This is a genomic window from Nocardioides sp. S-1144 (assembly GCF_005954645.2).
Taxonomy (GTDB): Bacteria; Actinomycetota; Actinomycetes; order Propionibacteriales; family Nocardioidaceae; genus Nocardioides; species Nocardioides dongxiaopingii.
On the sequence record NZ_CP040695.2, the window covers coordinates 2181611 to 2198184 of the forward strand.

The 16574-nt window shown below is 73.6% G+C and carries 17 protein-coding genes; 8 read left to right on the top strand and 9 right to left on the bottom strand.

Annotated elements, in window-relative coordinates; genetic code table 11:
* Positions 1-17 precede the first annotated feature (17 nt).
* From lnt to FE634_RS10290, 3 genes are all read left to right on the top strand, one after another.
* Positions 18-1571 carry an apolipoprotein N-acyltransferase gene (gene lnt, locus FE634_RS10280; protein ID WP_262347647.1) on the top strand — a complete coding sequence of 518 codons (1554 nt, stop codon included), beginning with the start codon at positions 18-20 and terminating at the stop codon, positions 1569-1571.
* A gap of 1 nt (position 1572) precedes the next feature.
* Positions 1573-2322 carry a polyprenol monophosphomannose synthase gene (locus FE634_RS10285; RefSeq protein WP_138875815.1) on the top strand — a complete coding sequence of 250 codons (750 nt, stop codon included), beginning with the start codon at positions 1573-1575 and terminating at the stop codon, positions 2320-2322.
* 76 nt (positions 2323-2398) lie between these two features.
* On the top strand, positions 2399-2878 hold the full coding sequence (locus FE634_RS10290) for an FxsA family protein (RefSeq protein ID WP_148240562.1): 480 nt from the start codon (positions 2399-2401) through the stop codon (positions 2876-2878).
* A 32-nt stretch (positions 2879-2910) separates the two neighbouring features.
* On the opposite strand, the gene FE634_RS10295 is transcribed toward FE634_RS10290, so the two are convergent.
* From FE634_RS10295 to FE634_RS10310, 4 genes are all read right to left on the bottom strand, one after another.
* A complete protein-coding gene (locus tag FE634_RS10295) occupies positions 2911-3297 on the bottom strand; it encodes an RNA polymerase-binding protein RbpA (protein WP_137291833.1) in 387 nt (128 codons plus the stop codon).
* 175 nt (positions 3298-3472) lie between these two features.
* Positions 3473-4849, bottom strand: coding sequence for an MFS transporter (locus tag FE634_RS10300; RefSeq protein WP_137291832.1), 1377 nt, complete (start codon positions 4847-4849; stop codon positions 3473-3475).
* A complete protein-coding gene (locus FE634_RS10305) occupies positions 4849-5649 on the bottom strand; it encodes a glycerophosphodiester phosphodiesterase (protein ID WP_246060470.1) in 801 nt (266 codons plus the stop codon). Before FE634_RS10305 ends, FE634_RS10300 begins: the two co-directional genes overlap by 1 nt.
* Positions 5650-5926: 277 nt before the next feature.
* Entirely contained in the window at positions 5927-7447 is a 1521-nt protein-coding gene (locus FE634_RS10310) for a helix-turn-helix domain-containing protein (RefSeq protein ID WP_137291830.1), read from the bottom strand.
* A 107-nt stretch (positions 7448-7554) separates the two neighbouring features.
* On the opposite strand from FE634_RS10310, the gene FE634_RS10315 reads away from it, so the two are divergent.
* Positions 7555-8571, top strand: a complete 1017-nt coding sequence (locus tag FE634_RS10315; protein WP_138875817.1) for a zinc-dependent alcohol dehydrogenase family protein — start codon at positions 7555-7557, stop codon at positions 8569-8571.
* Positions 8572-8590: 19 nt separating this feature from the next.
* On the opposite strand, the gene FE634_RS21020 is transcribed toward FE634_RS10315, so the two are convergent.
* Entirely contained in the window at positions 8591-8737 is a 147-nt protein-coding gene (locus FE634_RS21020; protein ID WP_170981398.1) for a hypothetical protein, read from the bottom strand.
* A 164-nt stretch (positions 8738-8901) separates the two neighbouring features.
* Here FE634_RS21020 and FE634_RS10320 point away from each other — a divergent pair, with 164 nt between their 5' ends.
* Positions 8902-9876 (top strand): helix-turn-helix transcriptional regulator, encoded by a 975-nt coding sequence (locus FE634_RS10320; protein WP_262347648.1) that lies wholly within the window; start codon positions 8902-8904, stop codon positions 9874-9876.
* A 25-nt stretch (positions 9877-9901) separates the two neighbouring features.
* Here the strand turns inward: FE634_RS10320 and FE634_RS10325 are convergent, their stop codons facing one another.
* The 4 genes from FE634_RS10325 to FE634_RS10340 are packed head-to-tail and all read right to left on the bottom strand — an operon-like array spanning position 9902 to position 13965.
* Complete coding sequence (locus FE634_RS10325) at positions 9902-10915, bottom strand: hypothetical protein (RefSeq protein WP_148240563.1); 1014 nt, start codon at positions 10913-10915, stop codon at positions 9902-9904.
* A 55-nt stretch (positions 10916-10970) separates the two neighbouring features.
* A complete protein-coding gene (locus tag FE634_RS10330; protein ID WP_138875819.1) occupies positions 10971-11822 on the bottom strand; it encodes an ABC transporter ATP-binding protein in 852 nt (283 codons plus the stop codon).
* Positions 11819-12877, bottom strand: a complete 1059-nt coding sequence (locus tag FE634_RS10335; protein WP_138875820.1) for a FecCD family ABC transporter permease — start codon at positions 12875-12877, stop codon at positions 11819-11821. The genes FE634_RS10330 and FE634_RS10335 overlap by 4 nt, the downstream gene beginning before the upstream one ends.
* Positions 12874-13965, bottom strand: coding sequence for an iron chelate uptake ABC transporter family permease subunit (locus tag FE634_RS10340; protein ID WP_138875821.1), 1092 nt, complete (start codon positions 13963-13965; stop codon positions 12874-12876). Before FE634_RS10340 ends, FE634_RS10335 begins: the two co-directional genes overlap by 4 nt.
* A gap of 74 nt (positions 13966-14039) precedes the next feature.
* Here FE634_RS10340 and FE634_RS10345 point away from each other — a divergent pair, with 74 nt between their 5' ends.
* From FE634_RS10345 to FE634_RS10355, 3 genes are read left to right on the top strand one after another with little or no spacing between them, the layout of a single operon-like run.
* Complete coding sequence (locus FE634_RS10345) at positions 14040-15062, top strand: ABC transporter substrate-binding protein (RefSeq protein WP_148240564.1); 1023 nt, start codon at positions 14040-14042, stop codon at positions 15060-15062.
* A gap of 26 nt (positions 15063-15088) precedes the next feature.
* Positions 15089-15895 (top strand): alpha/beta fold hydrolase, encoded by an 807-nt coding sequence (locus FE634_RS10350; protein WP_138875823.1) that lies wholly within the window; start codon positions 15089-15091, stop codon positions 15893-15895.
* Positions 15896-15932: 37 nt separating this feature from the next.
* Complete coding sequence (locus FE634_RS10355; protein ID WP_138875824.1) at positions 15933-16562, top strand: GrpB family protein; 630 nt, start codon at positions 15933-15935, stop codon at positions 16560-16562.
* The last annotated feature ends 12 nt before the right edge of the window (positions 16563-16574 follow it).

A 16574-nucleotide genomic window follows, 5' to 3' on the forward strand; every position in this document is an offset into this window, starting at 1 on the left:
CCCGGTACCGTTCACCCGTGCTGCGCCGGACCCTCGTCGCGTCGCTCGCCGGGGTCGCGCTGTCCTTCGCCTACGAACCGGTGGCCGTCGCCTACCTCATGCCGTTCTGCCTGGCGGCCTACGCGCTCACCACCCGCGGGCTGCGGGCCCGGGCCGGCTTCGTGGTCGGCCTGGCGTTCGGCGTCGGGTTCTACTTCGTCCACATCTACTGGATGAGCCCCTCGATCGGCGCGCCCGCCTGGCTGGCGCTGGCCGGCATCGAGGCGCTGTTCTACGGGCTGCTGGGCGCCGTGGCGACCCTCCTGCACCGGTTGGCGTCCTGGCCGGCGTGGCTGGCGCTGGCCTGGGTGGCGATGGAGACGATCCGCTCCACCTGGCCCTTCAGCGGGATGCCGTGGGGCCGGCTCGGGTTCGGCGTCGTCGACACCCCGCTGGCGCCCGCGCTGGCCTACCTCGGCACCAACGGCGTCAGCCTGGTCGTGGCGTTCCTCGGCTTCCTGCTGGCCCGGCTGCTGCTCGCCGCCCGGGGCCGGGAGCGGCGCGACGAGCGCCTCTTCGCCGCCGCGGCGCTGGTCGCGGTCACCGCCGTGGCGCTCGTGCCGGCGGTGGCGCCCTGGCGCCTGGCCGAGGCGGGGGAGACGACCGTGGCCGCCGTCCAGGGCAACGTGCCGGGCCGCGGCGACGACGTCCTCGCCGACGTGGAGGGCCTGACGCAGAACCACGTCGACGCCACGGTCGACCTCGCGGCCCGGGTCGCCGCGGGCGAGGCGCCGCAGCCGGACTTCGTCGTCTGGCCGGAGAACTCCACGGCGCGCGACCCGTTTCGCGACACCTCCATCCGCACCGGCATCGAGACCGCGGCGGACGCCATCGGTGTGCCGGTGCTGGTCGGCGCGATCGTCGACGACGGCGAGGACCACGTGCTCAACCAGGGCATCGTGTGGGACCCGGTCACCGGTGCGGGGGAGCGCTACACCAAGCGGCACCCCGTCGCCTACGGCGAGTACATCCCGCTGCGCGGCCTGCTCGAGCCCACCGGGATCACCGAGCAGGGCCAGCTCGCGCGGATCCCGCGCGACATGGTCAGCGGCCGGCGCGCCGAGCCGCTCGTGGTCGCCGGCGTCCCGCTGGCCGACGCGATCTGCTTCGACATCGCCTACGACGACGGCCTCGCCGTCCAGATCGAGAACGGCGCGGAGCTGCTCGCCGTCCAGACCAGCAACGCCAGCTTCATCTTCACCGACCAGATCGAGCAGCAGTTCGCGATCACCCGGGCCCGGGCGATCGAGACCGGCCGCTACGTGGTCGTCGCGGCCACCAACGGGGTCTCGGGCGTCATCGCCCCTGACGGCAGCGTGGTCGACCGCACCCAGCGGCGCACCCAGGACGTCGTCGTGGAGACCGTGACGCTCTACCGCGGCGCGACGCCGGCGATCGCCGTCGGCGAGGTCCTGAGGCTGCTGTCGTACCTGACGACGGTCGTCGGGACCGCGTGGGCCCTCCTGCTCGGCAGACGGTCACGCAGGGGTGTCGGTGCCGCGCCGGGCCGCGCCGTCGGGGAGGATTCCTGAGATGTCCGCCCCGACCACGGTGATGGTGCTGCCGACCTACGACGAGGCCGAGAACCTCGCGTGGATCGTCGCGCGCCTGCGCGCCGCCGAGCCCGAGGTCGACGTCCTCGTCGTCGACGACCAGTCGCCCGACGGCACCGGCGACATCGCCGACCGGCTGGCCGCCGACGACGACCGGGTGCACGTGCTGCACCGCGCCGCCAAGGGCGGTCTCGGCGGGGCCTACCTGCACGGCTTCGCGTGGGCGCTCGAGCACGGCTACGACGTGGTGGGCGAGATGGACGCCGACGGCTCCCACCAGCCCGAGCAGCTCCACCGGCTCCTGGACGCCCTCGGGGACGCCGACCTGGTGATCGGGTCGCGCTGGGTGCCCGGTGGCAGCGTGGTCAACTGGCCGCTGCGCCGCGAGGTGCTCAGCCGGGGCGGCAACCTGTACGTGCGGCTGCTCCTCGGCATCGAGGTCAGGGACGCGACGGCCGGCTTCCGGCTCTACCGGCGCTCGACCCTCGAGGCCATCGCGCTCGACCGGGTCCGCTCGACCGGCTACGTGTTCCAGACCGACCTGGTCAGCCGGACGCTGCGCGCCGGCCTGACCGTGCGGGAGGTCCCCATCGAGTTCGTCGAGCGGGTGCGCGGCGACTCGAAGATGAGCGGCGCGGTCGCGGCGGAGTCGCTGCGGCGGATCACCGCCTGGGGGCTGCGGGAGCGACGGGCGCAGGCCCGCCGGCTCTGGGGCCGCGTCCACCGCTGACCTGCCCGGCAGAGGTGCCCGGCGAGGGCGCCGTCGACCTCCTCGGACGCCGCCGGTTGGTCCGTAGACTGGCGCCATGGCCCGGCGTCGACGTCTCTCGTGGTTCCTGCTGGTCGCCTTCGTGGTCGTTCCGATCGCCGAGCTCTACGTGCTGATCCAGGTCGGCCAGGTGATCGGTGCCTGGTGGACGATCGTGCTGCTCGTCGCCGACAGCATCCTCGGCAGCTGGCTGGTCAGGCGCGAGGGTGGCCGGGCGTGGCAGGCGCTGCGCACCGCGCTGGAGACCGGGCGGATGCCCGCGACAGAGCTCGCCGACGCCGCCCTGCTCCTCGTCGGCGGCGTGCTGATGCTCAGCCCCGGCTTCGTGACCGACCTCGCCGGCATCCTGCTGATCCTGCCGCTCACGCGGCCGCTGTTCCGCCGTGTGCTCGCCGGTGTCGTGGCCCGCCGGCTCACGGTGCTGGGCCCGCTGGGGCCGACCGGCGGTGCCCGTGGCGGCCCCGGACAGACCGATCGCCCCGGACCGGTGGTCCGGGGCGAGGTCGTCGAGGAGTAGCGCGACGGTGGTGCCGCGCTGGTCCGTCGACGTCAGACGGTCGTGCGGCTGCGCTTCTTGGTCGGCCGGTGCAGGTGCGCCGGGCCGATCTCGCCGCCGCGGAGCAGGTCGAGCCGCTCCTTGAGGATGTCCTCGAGCTCCTTCTCGGAGCGCCGCTCGAGCAGCATGTCCCAGTGGGTGCGGACCGGCTTCTCGGCCTTCTCGACGCGCTCGATGCCGGAGGTGCTCAGCCCCTCGGCACCGCACCGCGGGCACTCCCAGACGGCCGGAACGTCGGCCTCGACCGACATCGTGATCTCGAACTCGTGCCCGTGGGTGCAGCGGTAGCCGACCTGCTGACGGGCGGCGAACTCGATGCCTCGCTCGTCCTCGAAGCTCTGTCCTCCGAGTCGTGCGCCACGCAAGGTTCGCTCTGCCATGGTGCACACCTCCCAACTGCGTGTAGTCCGCGTCGTCGTGTTGCGTCGGGCGGGTGCGCCCGTTGCTGGTCCAACCGTACCCAGCCGGCAAAGATTCCATTCCCGTTCGGCCGCGATGCTTCCCCCGCGCCCGCTCGGCCCCGGACCGGTGGCCGGCCGGTGCCCGCGCGGTGGCTCAGACGGTCGAGGGGACCGCGTTCCCGGCCTCGCGGATCCCGCGCTCCGGGTCGAGGCGCAGCAGGAAGAAGGCACCGATGACGAAGAAGACGATCAGGGCCAGCAGCGCCGGGCGGTAGGAGTCGGTGAGCTGGAACATGACAGCGAAGACGAAGGTGCCGAACCACGAGGTCCCGCGCTCGCAGGCGTTGTACAGCGCGAAGTACTCGCCCTCGCGACCGCGGGGGATGAGCAGGCTGAAGAAGGAGCGCGACAGGGCCTGGGTGCCGCCGAGGACCAGCCCGATGGCGACCGCGATCGCCATGAAGAGCGGCACGTTCTCCTCCGGCAGGAAGAAGGCCAGGACGACGATGACGACCCAGGCGTAGGTGCCGTAGAGGATCGGCTTGTAGCTGCCGTGCTTCTGCGCGAACCGTCCGAACAGCAGCGCGCCGCCGAAGGCGACGAACTGGATCAGCAGGATGGTGCCGATCAGCACGCTGTCTCCGAAGCCGAGCTGCTTGGAGCCGTAGGTCGACGCGGCGTAGATGACGGTCTGGATGCCGTCGTTGAAGAACAGGTACGCCGCCAGGAAGGTCAGCGTCATCGGGTAGTTGCGCAGGTCCTTGAGGGTGCGCCACAGCTGGCCGAAGCTGCGGTCGAACACGTTGCCGGTGATCTCCAGGCGCTCGACCGGCGGCCGGTCCTTGAGCCGCACGAACGGGATGATCGTGAACCCGGCCCACCAGATGACCGCCGACAGCAGCGAGAGCCGCACGGCCATCCCGCTCGACAGGCCGATCGCGTCGTGCCCGAGGAACATGCCGAGGTTGACCGCGAGCAGCAGGCCGCCGCCGAGGTAGCCGAACGCCCAGCCCTGCGAGGAGACGCGGTCGCGCTCCTCCTCGGTGGAGATGTCGACGAGGATCGCGGAGTAGCTGATCACCGAGCAGCCGGCCAGCACGCTGGCCAGGACGATGGCGACCGCCCCGATCTGCCACTGGTCGTCCTTCATGAAGAACAGCAGCGAGCCGCACGCCGCGCCGGCCCACGCGAAGCCGGCCATGTGCCGCTTCTTGTGCGCGGACCGGTCGACCATCGCGCCCACGACGGGCAGCAGGAACGCGCTGAAGATCGTGGCGAAGCTGGTCAGGTAGAACGGGAGGGAACCCGCGGCGAGGTCGAGGCCCAGGACGCTGACGGTGTTGCCACAGCTCGCCGCGTCGTCGAGGTCCTCGGGGCAGCCGGCCGCCTTGCCGGCGACCTCGATCATGTACGGGGCGAACATGACGCTGAGCACGGTCGTGTAGAACGCGCTGTTGGCCCAGTCGTACCAGTACCAGGCCTTCTGCTCCTGGGCGCGCTCCAGCGGCGCGAGGTCGGCGATACCGGTCATCAGGTCTCCCTCCAGTGGCCGCGCTCGGCGAGCACGTCCCTCAACACGTCCGTCCGGTCGGTGAACAGGCCGTCCACGCCCCGGTCGAGCAGCACGCCCATCTCGTCGGCCTCGTCGATCGTCCAGACGTGCACATGCTTGCCTGCGGCGTGCGCGGTGCGGACCAGACGCGCCGAGGCGACCACGAGGCGTCCGCGGCGGTGCGGCACCTGCACGGCGTCGAACGGCGCGCGCCGCCGGGGCCGCAGGAGGAAGGCCACGACCTCGGCGGGCGCCGCGGACGTCGCCACCCGGCCCCCGGTCAGCCTCCGGAAGTCCCGCACCCGCGCGACCGAGAACGAGCCGACCAGGACGTCGTCCTCGAGCCCGCGGGCCGCGACCAGGTCGGCCAGCGGCCGGACGGCGCCGTCGGACTTCAGGTCGATGTTGAACCGGGTGCCCGGCAGCTCGTCGAGCAGCGACGCCAGGGTCGGCACCTCGGCCCGGCCGCCGATCCGCGCGCGCCGCACGTCGGCGTGGGTCAGCCCCGCGATCGGCCCCTGCTGGTCGGTGACGCGGTCGAGGACGTCGTCGTGGAAGGCCAGCAGGACGCCGTCGGCGGTGACGTGGACGTCGGTCTCGAGGTAGCGGTAGCCGAGGTCGACGGCGTGCCGGAAGGCCTCGAGGGTGTTCTCGAGGCCCTCCAGCCCGGGGTGGTAGGCACCACCGCGGTGCGCCAGCGCCAGGACGGGCGCCGGCCCGTCGAGCACCTCGTCGAGGTAGGGCCGACCGGTCCGCGGGGTCGGAGGCGTTCGAGGCACGGGGTGAGTATGGCCGCCCTTCGCCCCGGGCGGGCAGAGCATCCCTACTCAGGTGGTGAGGGTGCGGGCGCGGACGTCGAGCCCGTGGTCCTCGGGGGTCGAGCGAGCGAGCTCCGGCGAGCGCCGACGAGACCCCTGCCCCCGAGGCCCGCCGGCCGGGCATCGGTGGTCCAGTGGTCTCGACGCGCTCGTACGGCTTCGCAGGCTCAGCCGTGTCGCTTGCTCGACCTGGCCACGCCCACGCCGTGCGCTCGTTCCTCGCGCGCGGCTGCGTGTCTCAGAAGTCGCGGAAGGTCTCGATGGTGGCGCCGAGGAGGTTGAGCCGCTCGGCGAGGTCCTCGTAGCCGCGGTGGATGACGTAGGTGCTGCGCAGCACCGACGTGCCCTTGCTGGCCAGCATCGCGAGCAGGATCACCACGGCCGGCCGGAGCGCGGGCGGGCAGACGAGCTCGGCGCCGGAGAACGACGTCGGACCTTCGATCATCACGCGGTGCGGGTCGAGGAGCTTGACCTGGCCGCCGAGCTTGGTGAGCTCGGTGAGGTAGATCGCCCGGTTCTCGTAGACCCAGTCGTGCAGGAAGGTCTGGCCCTCGGCCACGGCCGCGATGACGGCGAAGAACGGCAGGTTGTCGATGTTGAGGCCCGGGAACGGCATCGGGTGGATCTTGTCGAGCGGCGCGCGCAGCTGCGAGGGCTTGGTGGTCAGGTCGACCAGCCGGGTGTGGCCGTTGCGGGCGACGTACTCCTCGGTGCGGCTGTACTGGAAGCCCATCTCCTCCAGCACGGCGAGCTCGATCTCGAGGAACTCGATCGGCACCCGCTGGATGGTGATCTCGGACTTGGTGACGATGGCGGCGGCCAGCAGCGACATCGCCTCGATCGGGTCCTCGCTGGGGGCGTAGTCGACGTCGACGTCGATCGAGGCGACCCCGGTGATGCGCAGCGTGGTGGTGCCGATGCCCTCGACCCCGACGCCGAGCTTCTGCAGGTAGAAGCACAGGTCCTGGACCATGTAGTTGGACGAGGCGTTGCGGATCACGGTGACGCCCGGGTGCAGGGCGGCGGCCATCAGGGCGTTCTCGGTGACGGTGTCGCCGCGCTCGGTGAGCACGATGGGCCGCTCGGGCTCGATCGCCCGGTTGACCTGCGCGTGGTAGCTGCCGTCGGTCGCCTTGACCTCGAGGCCGAAGGGCCGCAGCGCGGTCATGTGGGGCTCGACGGTGCGGGTGCCGAGGTTGCAGCCGCCGGCGTAGGGGAGGTCGAAGGACTCGGCACGGTGCAGCAGCGGACCGAGGAACATGATCACCGAGCGGGTGCGGCGCGCGGCGGTCTCGTCGATCTGGCTGAGGTCGAGGTGCTTGGGCGGCACGATCTCGAGGTCGTTGTCGCTGTTGAGCCAGCGGGTCTTCACGCCGAGACTGTTGAGCACCTCGAGCAGCCGGTTGACCTCCTCGATCCGCGCCACCTTGCGCAGCGTGGTGCGGCCGCGGTTGAGCAGGGAGGCGCACAGCAGCGCGACCCCGGCGTTCTTCGACGTCTTGACGTCGATGGCCCCGGTCAGGGTGGTCGGCCCCTGGACGCGCAGGTGGGTGGGGCCGAGCTCGACGATCTCGGAGTCGAGCGCCTCGCCCACCCGGGCGAGCATCTCGAGGGAGAGGTTCTGGTGCCCCTTCTCCATCCGGTTGATCGCGCTCTGGCTCGTGCTGAGCAGGTCGGCGAGCTGGCTCTGGGTCAGGCCACGGTGCATCCGGGCGTCGCGGATGAGGGTCCCGATGCGGCTCTTGTAGTCGATCGACATGTCACTCACGGTAACTCACATGTGAGATACGGCAAGAACCGACGGGGGTGCGTCGCACCACCCTCCCGGACGGCGCGCCCCGGGCGGCGGGCTGTCAGGATCGGGGCATGAAGGCCACCGTCATCCATGGACCGCGCGACATCCGCTTCGAGGAGGTCCCCGACCCGAGGATCGAGCTCCCGACCGACGCCATCGTCAAGGTGCACACCTCGTGCATCTGCGGTTCCGACCTGTGGCCCTACCGCGGCGACGACGAGACCACCGAGCCGCACACGATCGGCCACGAGTGCCTCGGCGTCGTCGAGGAGGTCGGCGCCGACGTCCGCGACGTGCGCCCCGGCGACTTCGTCATCGTGCCGTTCGACCACTGCGACAACACCTGCTCGGCCTGCCGCAACGGCGCGCACTCGGCCTGCGAGAACCTCGGCATGACCCGCAGCGGCCAGGCCGAGTACGCCCGGGTGACCCAGGCCGACGGCAGCCTGGTCAAGACCGACGGCGTGCCGGACGCCGACCTCGTCCCCTCGCTGATGACGCTCTCCGACGTGATGGCCACCGGCTGGCACGCCGCCGTCTCGGCCGGCGTCCGCCGGGGCGGCACCGCCGTCGTCGTGGGCGACGGCGCGGTCGGGCTCTGCGGTGTCCTCGCGGCCTCGCAGCTGGGCGCCGAGACCGTGATCGCGATGTCGCGGCACGAGCCGCGCCAGGAGCTCGCCCGGCGCTTCGGCGCCACGCACGTCGTCGCCGAGCGGGGCAAGGAGGGCGTGGCCGCGGTGAAGGAGATCCTCGGCGGCGTCGGTGGCGACGCCGTCCTCGAGTGCGTCGGCAACGGCCCGGCGTTCGAGCAGGCCTTCCGGGTCGCCCGCCCGGGCGCGACGGTCGGCATGGTCGGCGTGCCGCACGGTGTCGAGGCGCCGCTGCGGGTGATGTTCTCCAAGAACGTCGGCCTGGCCGGCGGCATGGCCCCGGTGCGCCGCTACCTGCCCGACCTGCTCGAGCGGGTGCTGCGCCGCGAGATCGACCCGGGCCTGGTCTTCGACCTCACCCTGCCGCTCGACCAGGTGGCCGAGGGCTACCGCGCGATGGACGAGCGCACCGCGATCAAGGTGCTCCTGCAGCCCTGAGTCCCGTTCCGGTCCCGGGTCAGGCGTAGGCCGGCAGTCGCAGGCCGGCCGGCTGGCAGGCGCACGTGTCGGAGCAGGCCAGGTAGGTGTGCAGCGCGTGGCCGCACTGCTGGCACGGCCGGTCGTGCGAGATGTGCGTGCCGGTGTGCGGTGCGGTGTCGAACATGGTCGTCCCCCGTTGCGGATGCGTCGTCGCTCGACGATAGGAGACGCCGTCGGGTCGCGTGATACGACCGCACCGGATCTGGTCACGACGGGCCAGGCGAACCACCCGAACGGACACCGGCCGACGCGCGGCGCGGGCCCTATGCGGACGCTATCGTTCCTCGGGTGCCGGACCCCCTCCTGGACGACGTCGGACCGACCGCGCGGGCCCTGGTCGCGCTGGAGCTGATCCACGACCGCCCCGGCGTCTCGGGCGAGCACCTGGCCCGGCGGCTCGGCGTCTCGACCCGGGCGGCGCGGCGCTACGTCGGCATCCTGCGCGAGGCCGGCATCCCGGTGGAGTCCACGCCCGGCCGGTACGGCGGCTACCGGATCGGCCGCGGCTTCCGGGTGCCGCCGCTGATGTTCTCCACCGACCAGGCCCTGGCGCTGGTGATGGCCGCCGTCCGCGGTCGCAGCGCCGTCGGGGGAGCCACCGCGGTCGAGGAGGCCCTCGACAAGATCATCCGGGTGCTGCCGGCGGCCCTCGCCGAGCCGGCCGAGGCGCTGCGCCTGGTCGGGACGACCGACTCCGGTGCCGGCGGGCCCGACCCGCACCTGGCCAGCGCCCTCGCCCGCGCCGCCCACGACGGCGTCCGCGTGCGGCTGCGCTACCGCAGCCGGCCCGAGGCGGACCCGCGCTCGATGGACGTCGACCCGTGGGGCGTCAACCTGCGCCACGACCGCTGGTACCTGCTGTGCTGGTCGCACTCGGTCGACGAGCGCGCCGTCGACGCCAAGCGGGTGCTCCGCATCGACCGCATCGAGGCGTGCACCCCGCGCCCGGAGACCTTCACCCCGCCGAACGGGCTCGACGTCGCGGCCGTCGTCGACGAGCACATGGCCGAGGGCTGGGGCGCCGACGTGTCGGTGCTGGTCGAGGCGCCGGTGGCCGACGTTGCCCGCCGGCTCCCGCGCCACCTCGGCCGGCTCGAGGAGGTCGACGAGGACCACACCCGCCTCATCGGCAGCATGGACGACCCCGCGTGGTTCGCCCTCCAGCTGATCCGGCTGGCGGCGCCGTTCGTGGTCGAGCAGCCCGACGAGCTGCGGGCCGCCTGCCGCCGGATCGGCGAGCGGTTCCTCGCCGCCGGGTCGTGACGGCGGCCGCGCCGGGTGGGGTGGCTCAGGTGTCGCCCCGTGCGGTCGCGTCCGGGAGCGGCGTCCGGCGGCGCAGCGTGAGGGCGGCGAGGACGAGCACGAGCACGAGGTAGCCGATGTTCTGGCTGATCTTCTCGGCCCAGGTGGTGTCCTGGGGGAGCGGGGCGAGGAACCCGACGAGGGTCCTGGCGACCAGCGCTCCGCAGGCCAGCGCCGCCAGGTGACGCGGTGTCCACCCGGTCGACCGCGCCCACCGGGCCACGCCGCCCCCGGCCACGACCAGCAGCACCAGGTGGAGGCCGAGACCGCCCCACGACATCGGGGTGAGGTCGAAGGCGGCCAGCGCGACGAACCCGGCGGCGAGGCAGGTGCGCACGGACGGGCCAGGCCGCTCGCGCGCCGGCAGGGGACGACCGAGCGGGCCGAGCGCGAGGACGACGAGGGCGACGACGACGGCGGCCGACACGGCGTACCGCAGGGCGTCGACCGCCGGGGCGTGCTGCGCGACGTGGTCGCGGTTGAGGGCGACGGCGACCAGCACGAACCCCACGCCGACCACGCCGAGGCCGGTGCGGCCGAGCCAGGGGCGCGGGTCCCCGGCCAGGGACTCCGCGACGACCAGCGGGGCCGCCACGCTCATCAGCGCGTGCCCGACGACCCAGACGACGACGGCGCTCCAGCCGATGCCGCCGAACGAGGCGGCGCCGACGATGTCGCCCCAGCCGTCGAGGTCGTCGCGGGTGCGGGTGAAGACCGAGAGGTCGACGACGGTGGGCATCGCCACCCCGAACGCGCCGGCGAGCAGCAGCCGGCCGGTCCACCCGCGCTGCGTGCGCACCGAGACCTCCCGCACGAGGAGCACGGCGCCGCCGTACAACGGCGCGAGGAAGAGCACGAGGAACGCGAGCCCGCCCGGGCCGCCCAGGTCGCCGAGGTAGGCCTGGAGGAGCTCGGCGCAGACCGGCGCCAGGAGCAGCGCCGTGACGACGCCGACGGCGCGGGCACGGGGGGCGGCGGCGGGCCGCGCACGGGTGGTCACCGGCCCAGTCAACGGCGCCCGGCGCCGGCGCGGATCCGTCCCGCGTCGCTCCCGGTCAGACTTTCGTCCGGTCCTGCACGTGCCCCCGGCTGGTCGGGACGACGAGCGGGGTCCCCGACACCGGGTCCTCGATCACCAGGCACGGCAGGCCGAACACCTCGTGCACCAGGTCGGCGGTGAAGATGTCGCGCGGCGGCCCCTGCGCGGCGACGGCGCCGTCCTTCATCACCACGAGGTGGGTGGCGTAGCGGGTGGCCTGGTTGAGGTCGTGCAGCACGGCGACCAGGGTGCTCCCGCCGCGGTGCAGACCCGCGAGAAGGTCGAGCAGGTCGATCTGGTGGGCGATGTCGAGGTAGGTGGTGGGCTCGTCGAGCAGGAGCAGCGGCGTCTCCTGGGCCAGGGCCATGGCGACCCAGACCCGTTGCCGCTGGCCGCCGGAGAGCTCGTCGACCGGGCGCGAGGCGAGGTCGGCGACGCCGGTGGCCGTCATGGCCCGGTCGACGGCGGCCTTGTCGGCGGCCGAGAAGCCCCGGATCAGACCCTGGTGCGGGTAGCGGCCGCGACCGACCAGGTCGGCCACCGTGATGCCGTCGGGCGCCAACGACGTCTGGGGGAGCAGGCCGACGACCCGCGCCGCCTCCTTGCCGCGGTAGTCCGATACGGCCCTGCCGTCGAGGACGACGCGCCCGGAACTCGGCTCGAGCAGCCGCGCCAGGGCGCGCAGCAGGGTCGACTTGCCGCACCCGTTCGGGCCGATGATGACGGTGAACGAGCCGTCGGGGACGGCGATGCTCAGGTCGGTCGAGACCACCCGGCGGTCGTAGGCCAGGGTGACGCCCTCGGCGCCGAGGCGACTGCTGCCCGGAGGTGCGGCCGGGTCCGTCGCGGGGGGCGGGGTGCTGGTCATGTGACCTTCTTCCGGGCTTCGGAGGCGAGGAGCCAGAGCAGGTAGAGGCCGCCGACGACGACGGTGACGACGCCGACCGGCAGGTCCTGGGGGAACCAGTGCTGGGCGGCGAAGTCGGCCAGCAGCAGCAGGAACGCGCCGGTCAGCGCGGAGGCGAGGAGCGGCAGGCCCGCCGAGCGGCACAGCCGGTGCGCGATCTGGGGCGCCGACAGCGCGACGAAGGCGATCGGTCCGGCCACGGCGGTCACGGCCGCGGTCAGCGCGACGGCCGCGACGACGAGCGAGAGCCGGACCGGCTCGACCGCGAGCCCGTGGGCGCGGGCGGCGTCGTCCCCGAGCTCGAGCTGGCGCAGCCCACCGCTCAGGACGGCGACGACCGGCAGCAGCGCCGCGACCAGCACCAGCGCCGGCAGCGCCTGCTCCCACGTCAGCAGGTTGAGCGAGCCCGCACCCCAGGTGGCCGCGGCGACGGCGACCTCGAGCTTGGCCCGCAGCAGCAGGTAGGTGTTCACCGAGGCGAGCAGCGCCGTGACGGCGATGCCGACGATGACCAGCCGGAACCCCGCGACCCCGCCGCGCCAGGCCAGGGCGTAGACGAGCAGCGCGGTGCCGATGCCGCCCGCGAGCGCGCCGCCGGCCACCGCCGTCGCCGACGAGCCGACGGTGGTGATCACGACCAGCGCACCGGTGTAGGCGCCGGTGGAGAACCCGATGACGTCGGGCGAGCCGAGCGGGTTGCGGGTCAGGCTCTGGAACACCGCACCCGCCACCCCGAGCGCCGCGCCGAAGACCAGCGCCGCGACGATGCGGGGGAGCCGTTCCTCGAGCACGACGTGGCGCCGGTAGCCGGCCCCGAGGTCGCGGATCGCCCCGACGACCTCCGCCGGGGACAGCTCGAGGCTGCCGGTGCCGAGCGCCACCAGGCCGAGGACGCCGCACGCGAGGGCGAGCACGAGCGACACGACGCCGGCGCGGGTGCGGGTCCGGCGCACGGCACCGGCACGGGAGCGCTCCGCCGAGGCCGGTGCCTCGGGCAGCCCGGACGCGGGGGTCACAGCGCCGCCACCCGGTAGCGACGGGCCAGGACGGCCAGGACGGGCGCACCGATCACGGCGGTGACGATCCCGGCCGGGATCTCGCCGACCGGGAGGAGCAGGCGGCCCACGACGTCGGCCACCACCAGCAGCACCGGCGCGAGGACGACCGTGAAGGCGAGGATCCACCGCTGGTCGGGCCCGGAGATGCGCCGGGCGACGTGGGGCACCATCAGCCCGACGAACGCGATCGGGCCGGCGATCGCGGTCGCGCCGCCGGCGAGCAGGGTCACGCCGACGACGGCCAGCACGCGGGTGCGCAGCACGTGGGCGCCCAGGCTCGCGGCGAGGTCGTCGCCGAGCGCCACCGCGTTGAGCGCCCGCCCCAGCAGCAGCGCCAGGACGATCCCCACCAGCACCCAGGGAGCGGCCGGTGAGATGACCTCCCAGCCGCGGGTCTTCAGCGACCCGGCCTGCCAGGAGCGCAGCGCGTCGAAGGCGCGCGGGTCGGTGAGGACGAGCCCGGAGGTGACCCCGTTGAGCAGGGCGGCGAGCGCGACCCCGGCCAGGGTGAGCCGGGCGATGCTCACGGAGCCGCGGTGGACCGCGCCGATCAGGTAGACGACGACGGTCGCGAGCGCGGCGCCCAGGAACGCCAGCCAGAGGTAGGTCGAGGGGGCGACCACCCCGGCCACGGCGATCCCCATCGCGATCGCGAACGCGGAGCCGGCGGTGACGCCCAGGATGCCCGGGTCGGCGAGCGGGTTGCGGGTGACCGCCTGGATGAGCGCGCCGGCCACGCCCAGGCCGGCGCCGGCCACCACGCCGGCCACGGTGCGGGGGATCCGGTCGGAGGTGACGGCGATCGAGTCGAACGTGCCGTCGGAGCCGTGCCACACCGCGTCCCAGACGACCGAGAGCGGGATCTCCTTCGCGCCGACCACGAGGCTCAGGGCGCAGGCCGCGACGAGCAGGAGCACGCACGCGAGCAGGCCCAGGAGGCGGACCGGGAGCGTCCGCTCGGGCGAGCCCGGTCCGACCTCGGCCTCGACGGCGGCTCCCGCGTCGCGGGGTGTCGCACCCGTCGACGGCGTGGGGGCGGTGGTCATGGGAGCAGGTTAGGCTGTCCTAAGCCCAGCGCCCACCACGGCGCGGTCCTTCCCGTCCCCGAAAGGGTCCCTCGATGTCCCACTCCGCCCTGCGCCGCGGCCTCGCCCTCGTCGCCGCCAGCGTCCTCGCGCTGACCCTCTCGGCCTGCACCGACTCGAGCGAGGAGTCCGACGAGCAGGGCACCGACAGCTCCTCCGGGGAGTCGACCGACGGCGCGTTCCCGGTCACGGTGGAGACGAAGTTCGGTGCCGTCGAGATCACCGAGAAGCCCGAGAAGGTCGTCGCCCTCGGCTGGGGCGACGCCGAGGTCGCCCTCGCGCTGGGCGTCCAGCCGATCGGCGCGTCGGACTGGCTGGCCTTCGGCGAGGACGCCAACGGCGTCGGTCCCTGGGCCAGCGACCTCTACGACGAGACCCCGGAGTTCTTCGGCACCACCGAGCTCGACACCCAGGCCATCGGGGCCCTGGAGCCCGACCTGATCCTCGACGTCCGCAGCGAGGGGACGCAGGAGCGTCACGACGCGCTGACCGAGATCACCCCCAACGTGATCAGCATCCCCGAGGGGGCCGACGGCTGGACGACGACCACCGAGGAGCAGGTCACCATGATCTCGCAGGCGCTCGGGCTCCCCGAGGACGGCGAGGAGCTGCTCGCCGACGTCGACGCCGCGTTCGCCGACGCCGTCGAGGCCCACCCCGAGTTCGCCGGCCGGACCGCGACCGTCTCGGCCAAGACCAGCGAGGGCTGGGGTGTCTACACCGCCGTCGACGCCCGCCAGCAGTTCATGACCGAGCTCGGCTTCGCCGAGAAGCCCGAGGTCGCCGCGCTGGGCACCGAGTCGTTCTCCGTGCCGGTCGCGGGCGACCAGCTCGAGCTGCTCGACGCCGACGTCGTGGTGAGCTTCCCGATCTTCATCGAGGCCTCCGCGATCACCGGCGACGACCTCTACAACGCGCTCCCGGCCGTCGAGGACGGGCGCTCGATCCTCATCGACGACCCGGTCCTGGCCAACGCCTTCTCGGCCGCCACGCCGCTGAGCATCCAGTACGCGATCGACGCGATCGTTCCGCTGCTCGCCGACGCCACCGCCCGGTAGTCCCCGGCGGCCACTAGGCTCCGGGGGTGCTGCACACGACCGAGATCGGCTCGACCGGTGAGCGGGTCGTCTTCCTGCACGGGCTGTTCGGCCAGGGCCGCAACTTCGTCCCGATCGCCCGGGCGCTCGAGCCGGACCTGCGCTCGCTGCTGGTCGACCTGCCCAACCACGGCCGCTCCGGGTGGACCGACTCGGTCGACTACGTCGCCGTCGCGGACGCCGTGGCCGCCGACCTCCGCGACGGGTTCGCGGCCGCCGGGCCCGTGCACGTCGTGGGGCACTCGATGGGCGGGAAGGTCGCGATGGTGCTCGCCCTGCGCCACCCCGAGCTCGTCGACCGGCTCGTCGTGGTCGACATCTCCCCGGCCGACAGCGCCGGGGCGGGGGAGTTCGAGCACCTCCTCGACAGCCTCGCCGCGCTCGACCTGACCTCCGTGGTCCGGCGCGCCGACGCCGACCGGGCGCTCACCGCGCCGATCCCGGACGACCGGGTCCGCGGCTTCCTGCTCCAGAACCTCCGCGCCAGCGACGGCGGCGGCTTCGCCTGGCGGGCCAACCTGGCGCTGCTCCGGGCCGGGTTGCCGAGCATCGCGGGCTTCCCCGACGCGGACCGGCTGGGCGACGGCGCGGGCTTCGACCACCCCGTGCTCTGGGTGGCCGGCGAGCGCTCGTCCTACGTCCGGCCCGAGCACGAGCCCGCCATGCGCCGGCTCTTCCCCCGCACGACCCAGGTGACGATCAAGGGCGCCGGGCACTGGGTGCACAGCGAGCGCCCCGAGGCGTTCGTCTCGGCGCTGCGGGTCTTCCTGCGCGCCGGACAGAGCCAGGGCTGATCCCGCACGGCCGCGCGGCACGCCCTAGGTTGGCCCCGTGGCCGTCCACCCGCTCTGGAACCCCTACGAGGTCCCCTCCGCCGAGGAGATCGACGCAGCCCGGGTCGCAGCCTCCGCCCGCGCCCCGGAGACCGTGGAGGTCGTGCCGCCCGACCCGGCCTGGTCGCAGTGGTACGACGCCGTCCGCTCCCGCGTGGTCGCGGCGCTGGGGGAGCAGGTGGTCTCGATCGCGCACGTCGGCTCGACGTCCGTGCCGGGGCTGCCGGCCAAGCCGGTCGTCGACGTGGACCTGCTCGTGCCCGATCCCGCCCACGAGGAGGCCTGGCTGCCCCAGCTCGAGGCGGCCGGCTTCGAGCTGCGGGTGCGCGAGCCGGAGTGGGAGGAGCACCGCTGCCTGCGCGGCACCGACCCGGCGTGCAACCTCCACGTCTTCGCGCCCGACTCCCGCGAGTCGCGGCGGCACCGGATGTTCGGTGCCTGGCTGCGGACCCACCCCGCGGACCGGGAGCTGTACGCCTCGGTGAAGCAGGAGGTCGCCCGGCGGGGGTTCACCGACGCGATGCTCTACAACAACGAGAAGGCGTGGGTCATCTACGACCTGTACGAGAAGATCTTCGCCGCCGACCCCGAGCACCCCCACGACCCGCACCCGCGTCCCGACCGCTGACCCCCGGGTGCG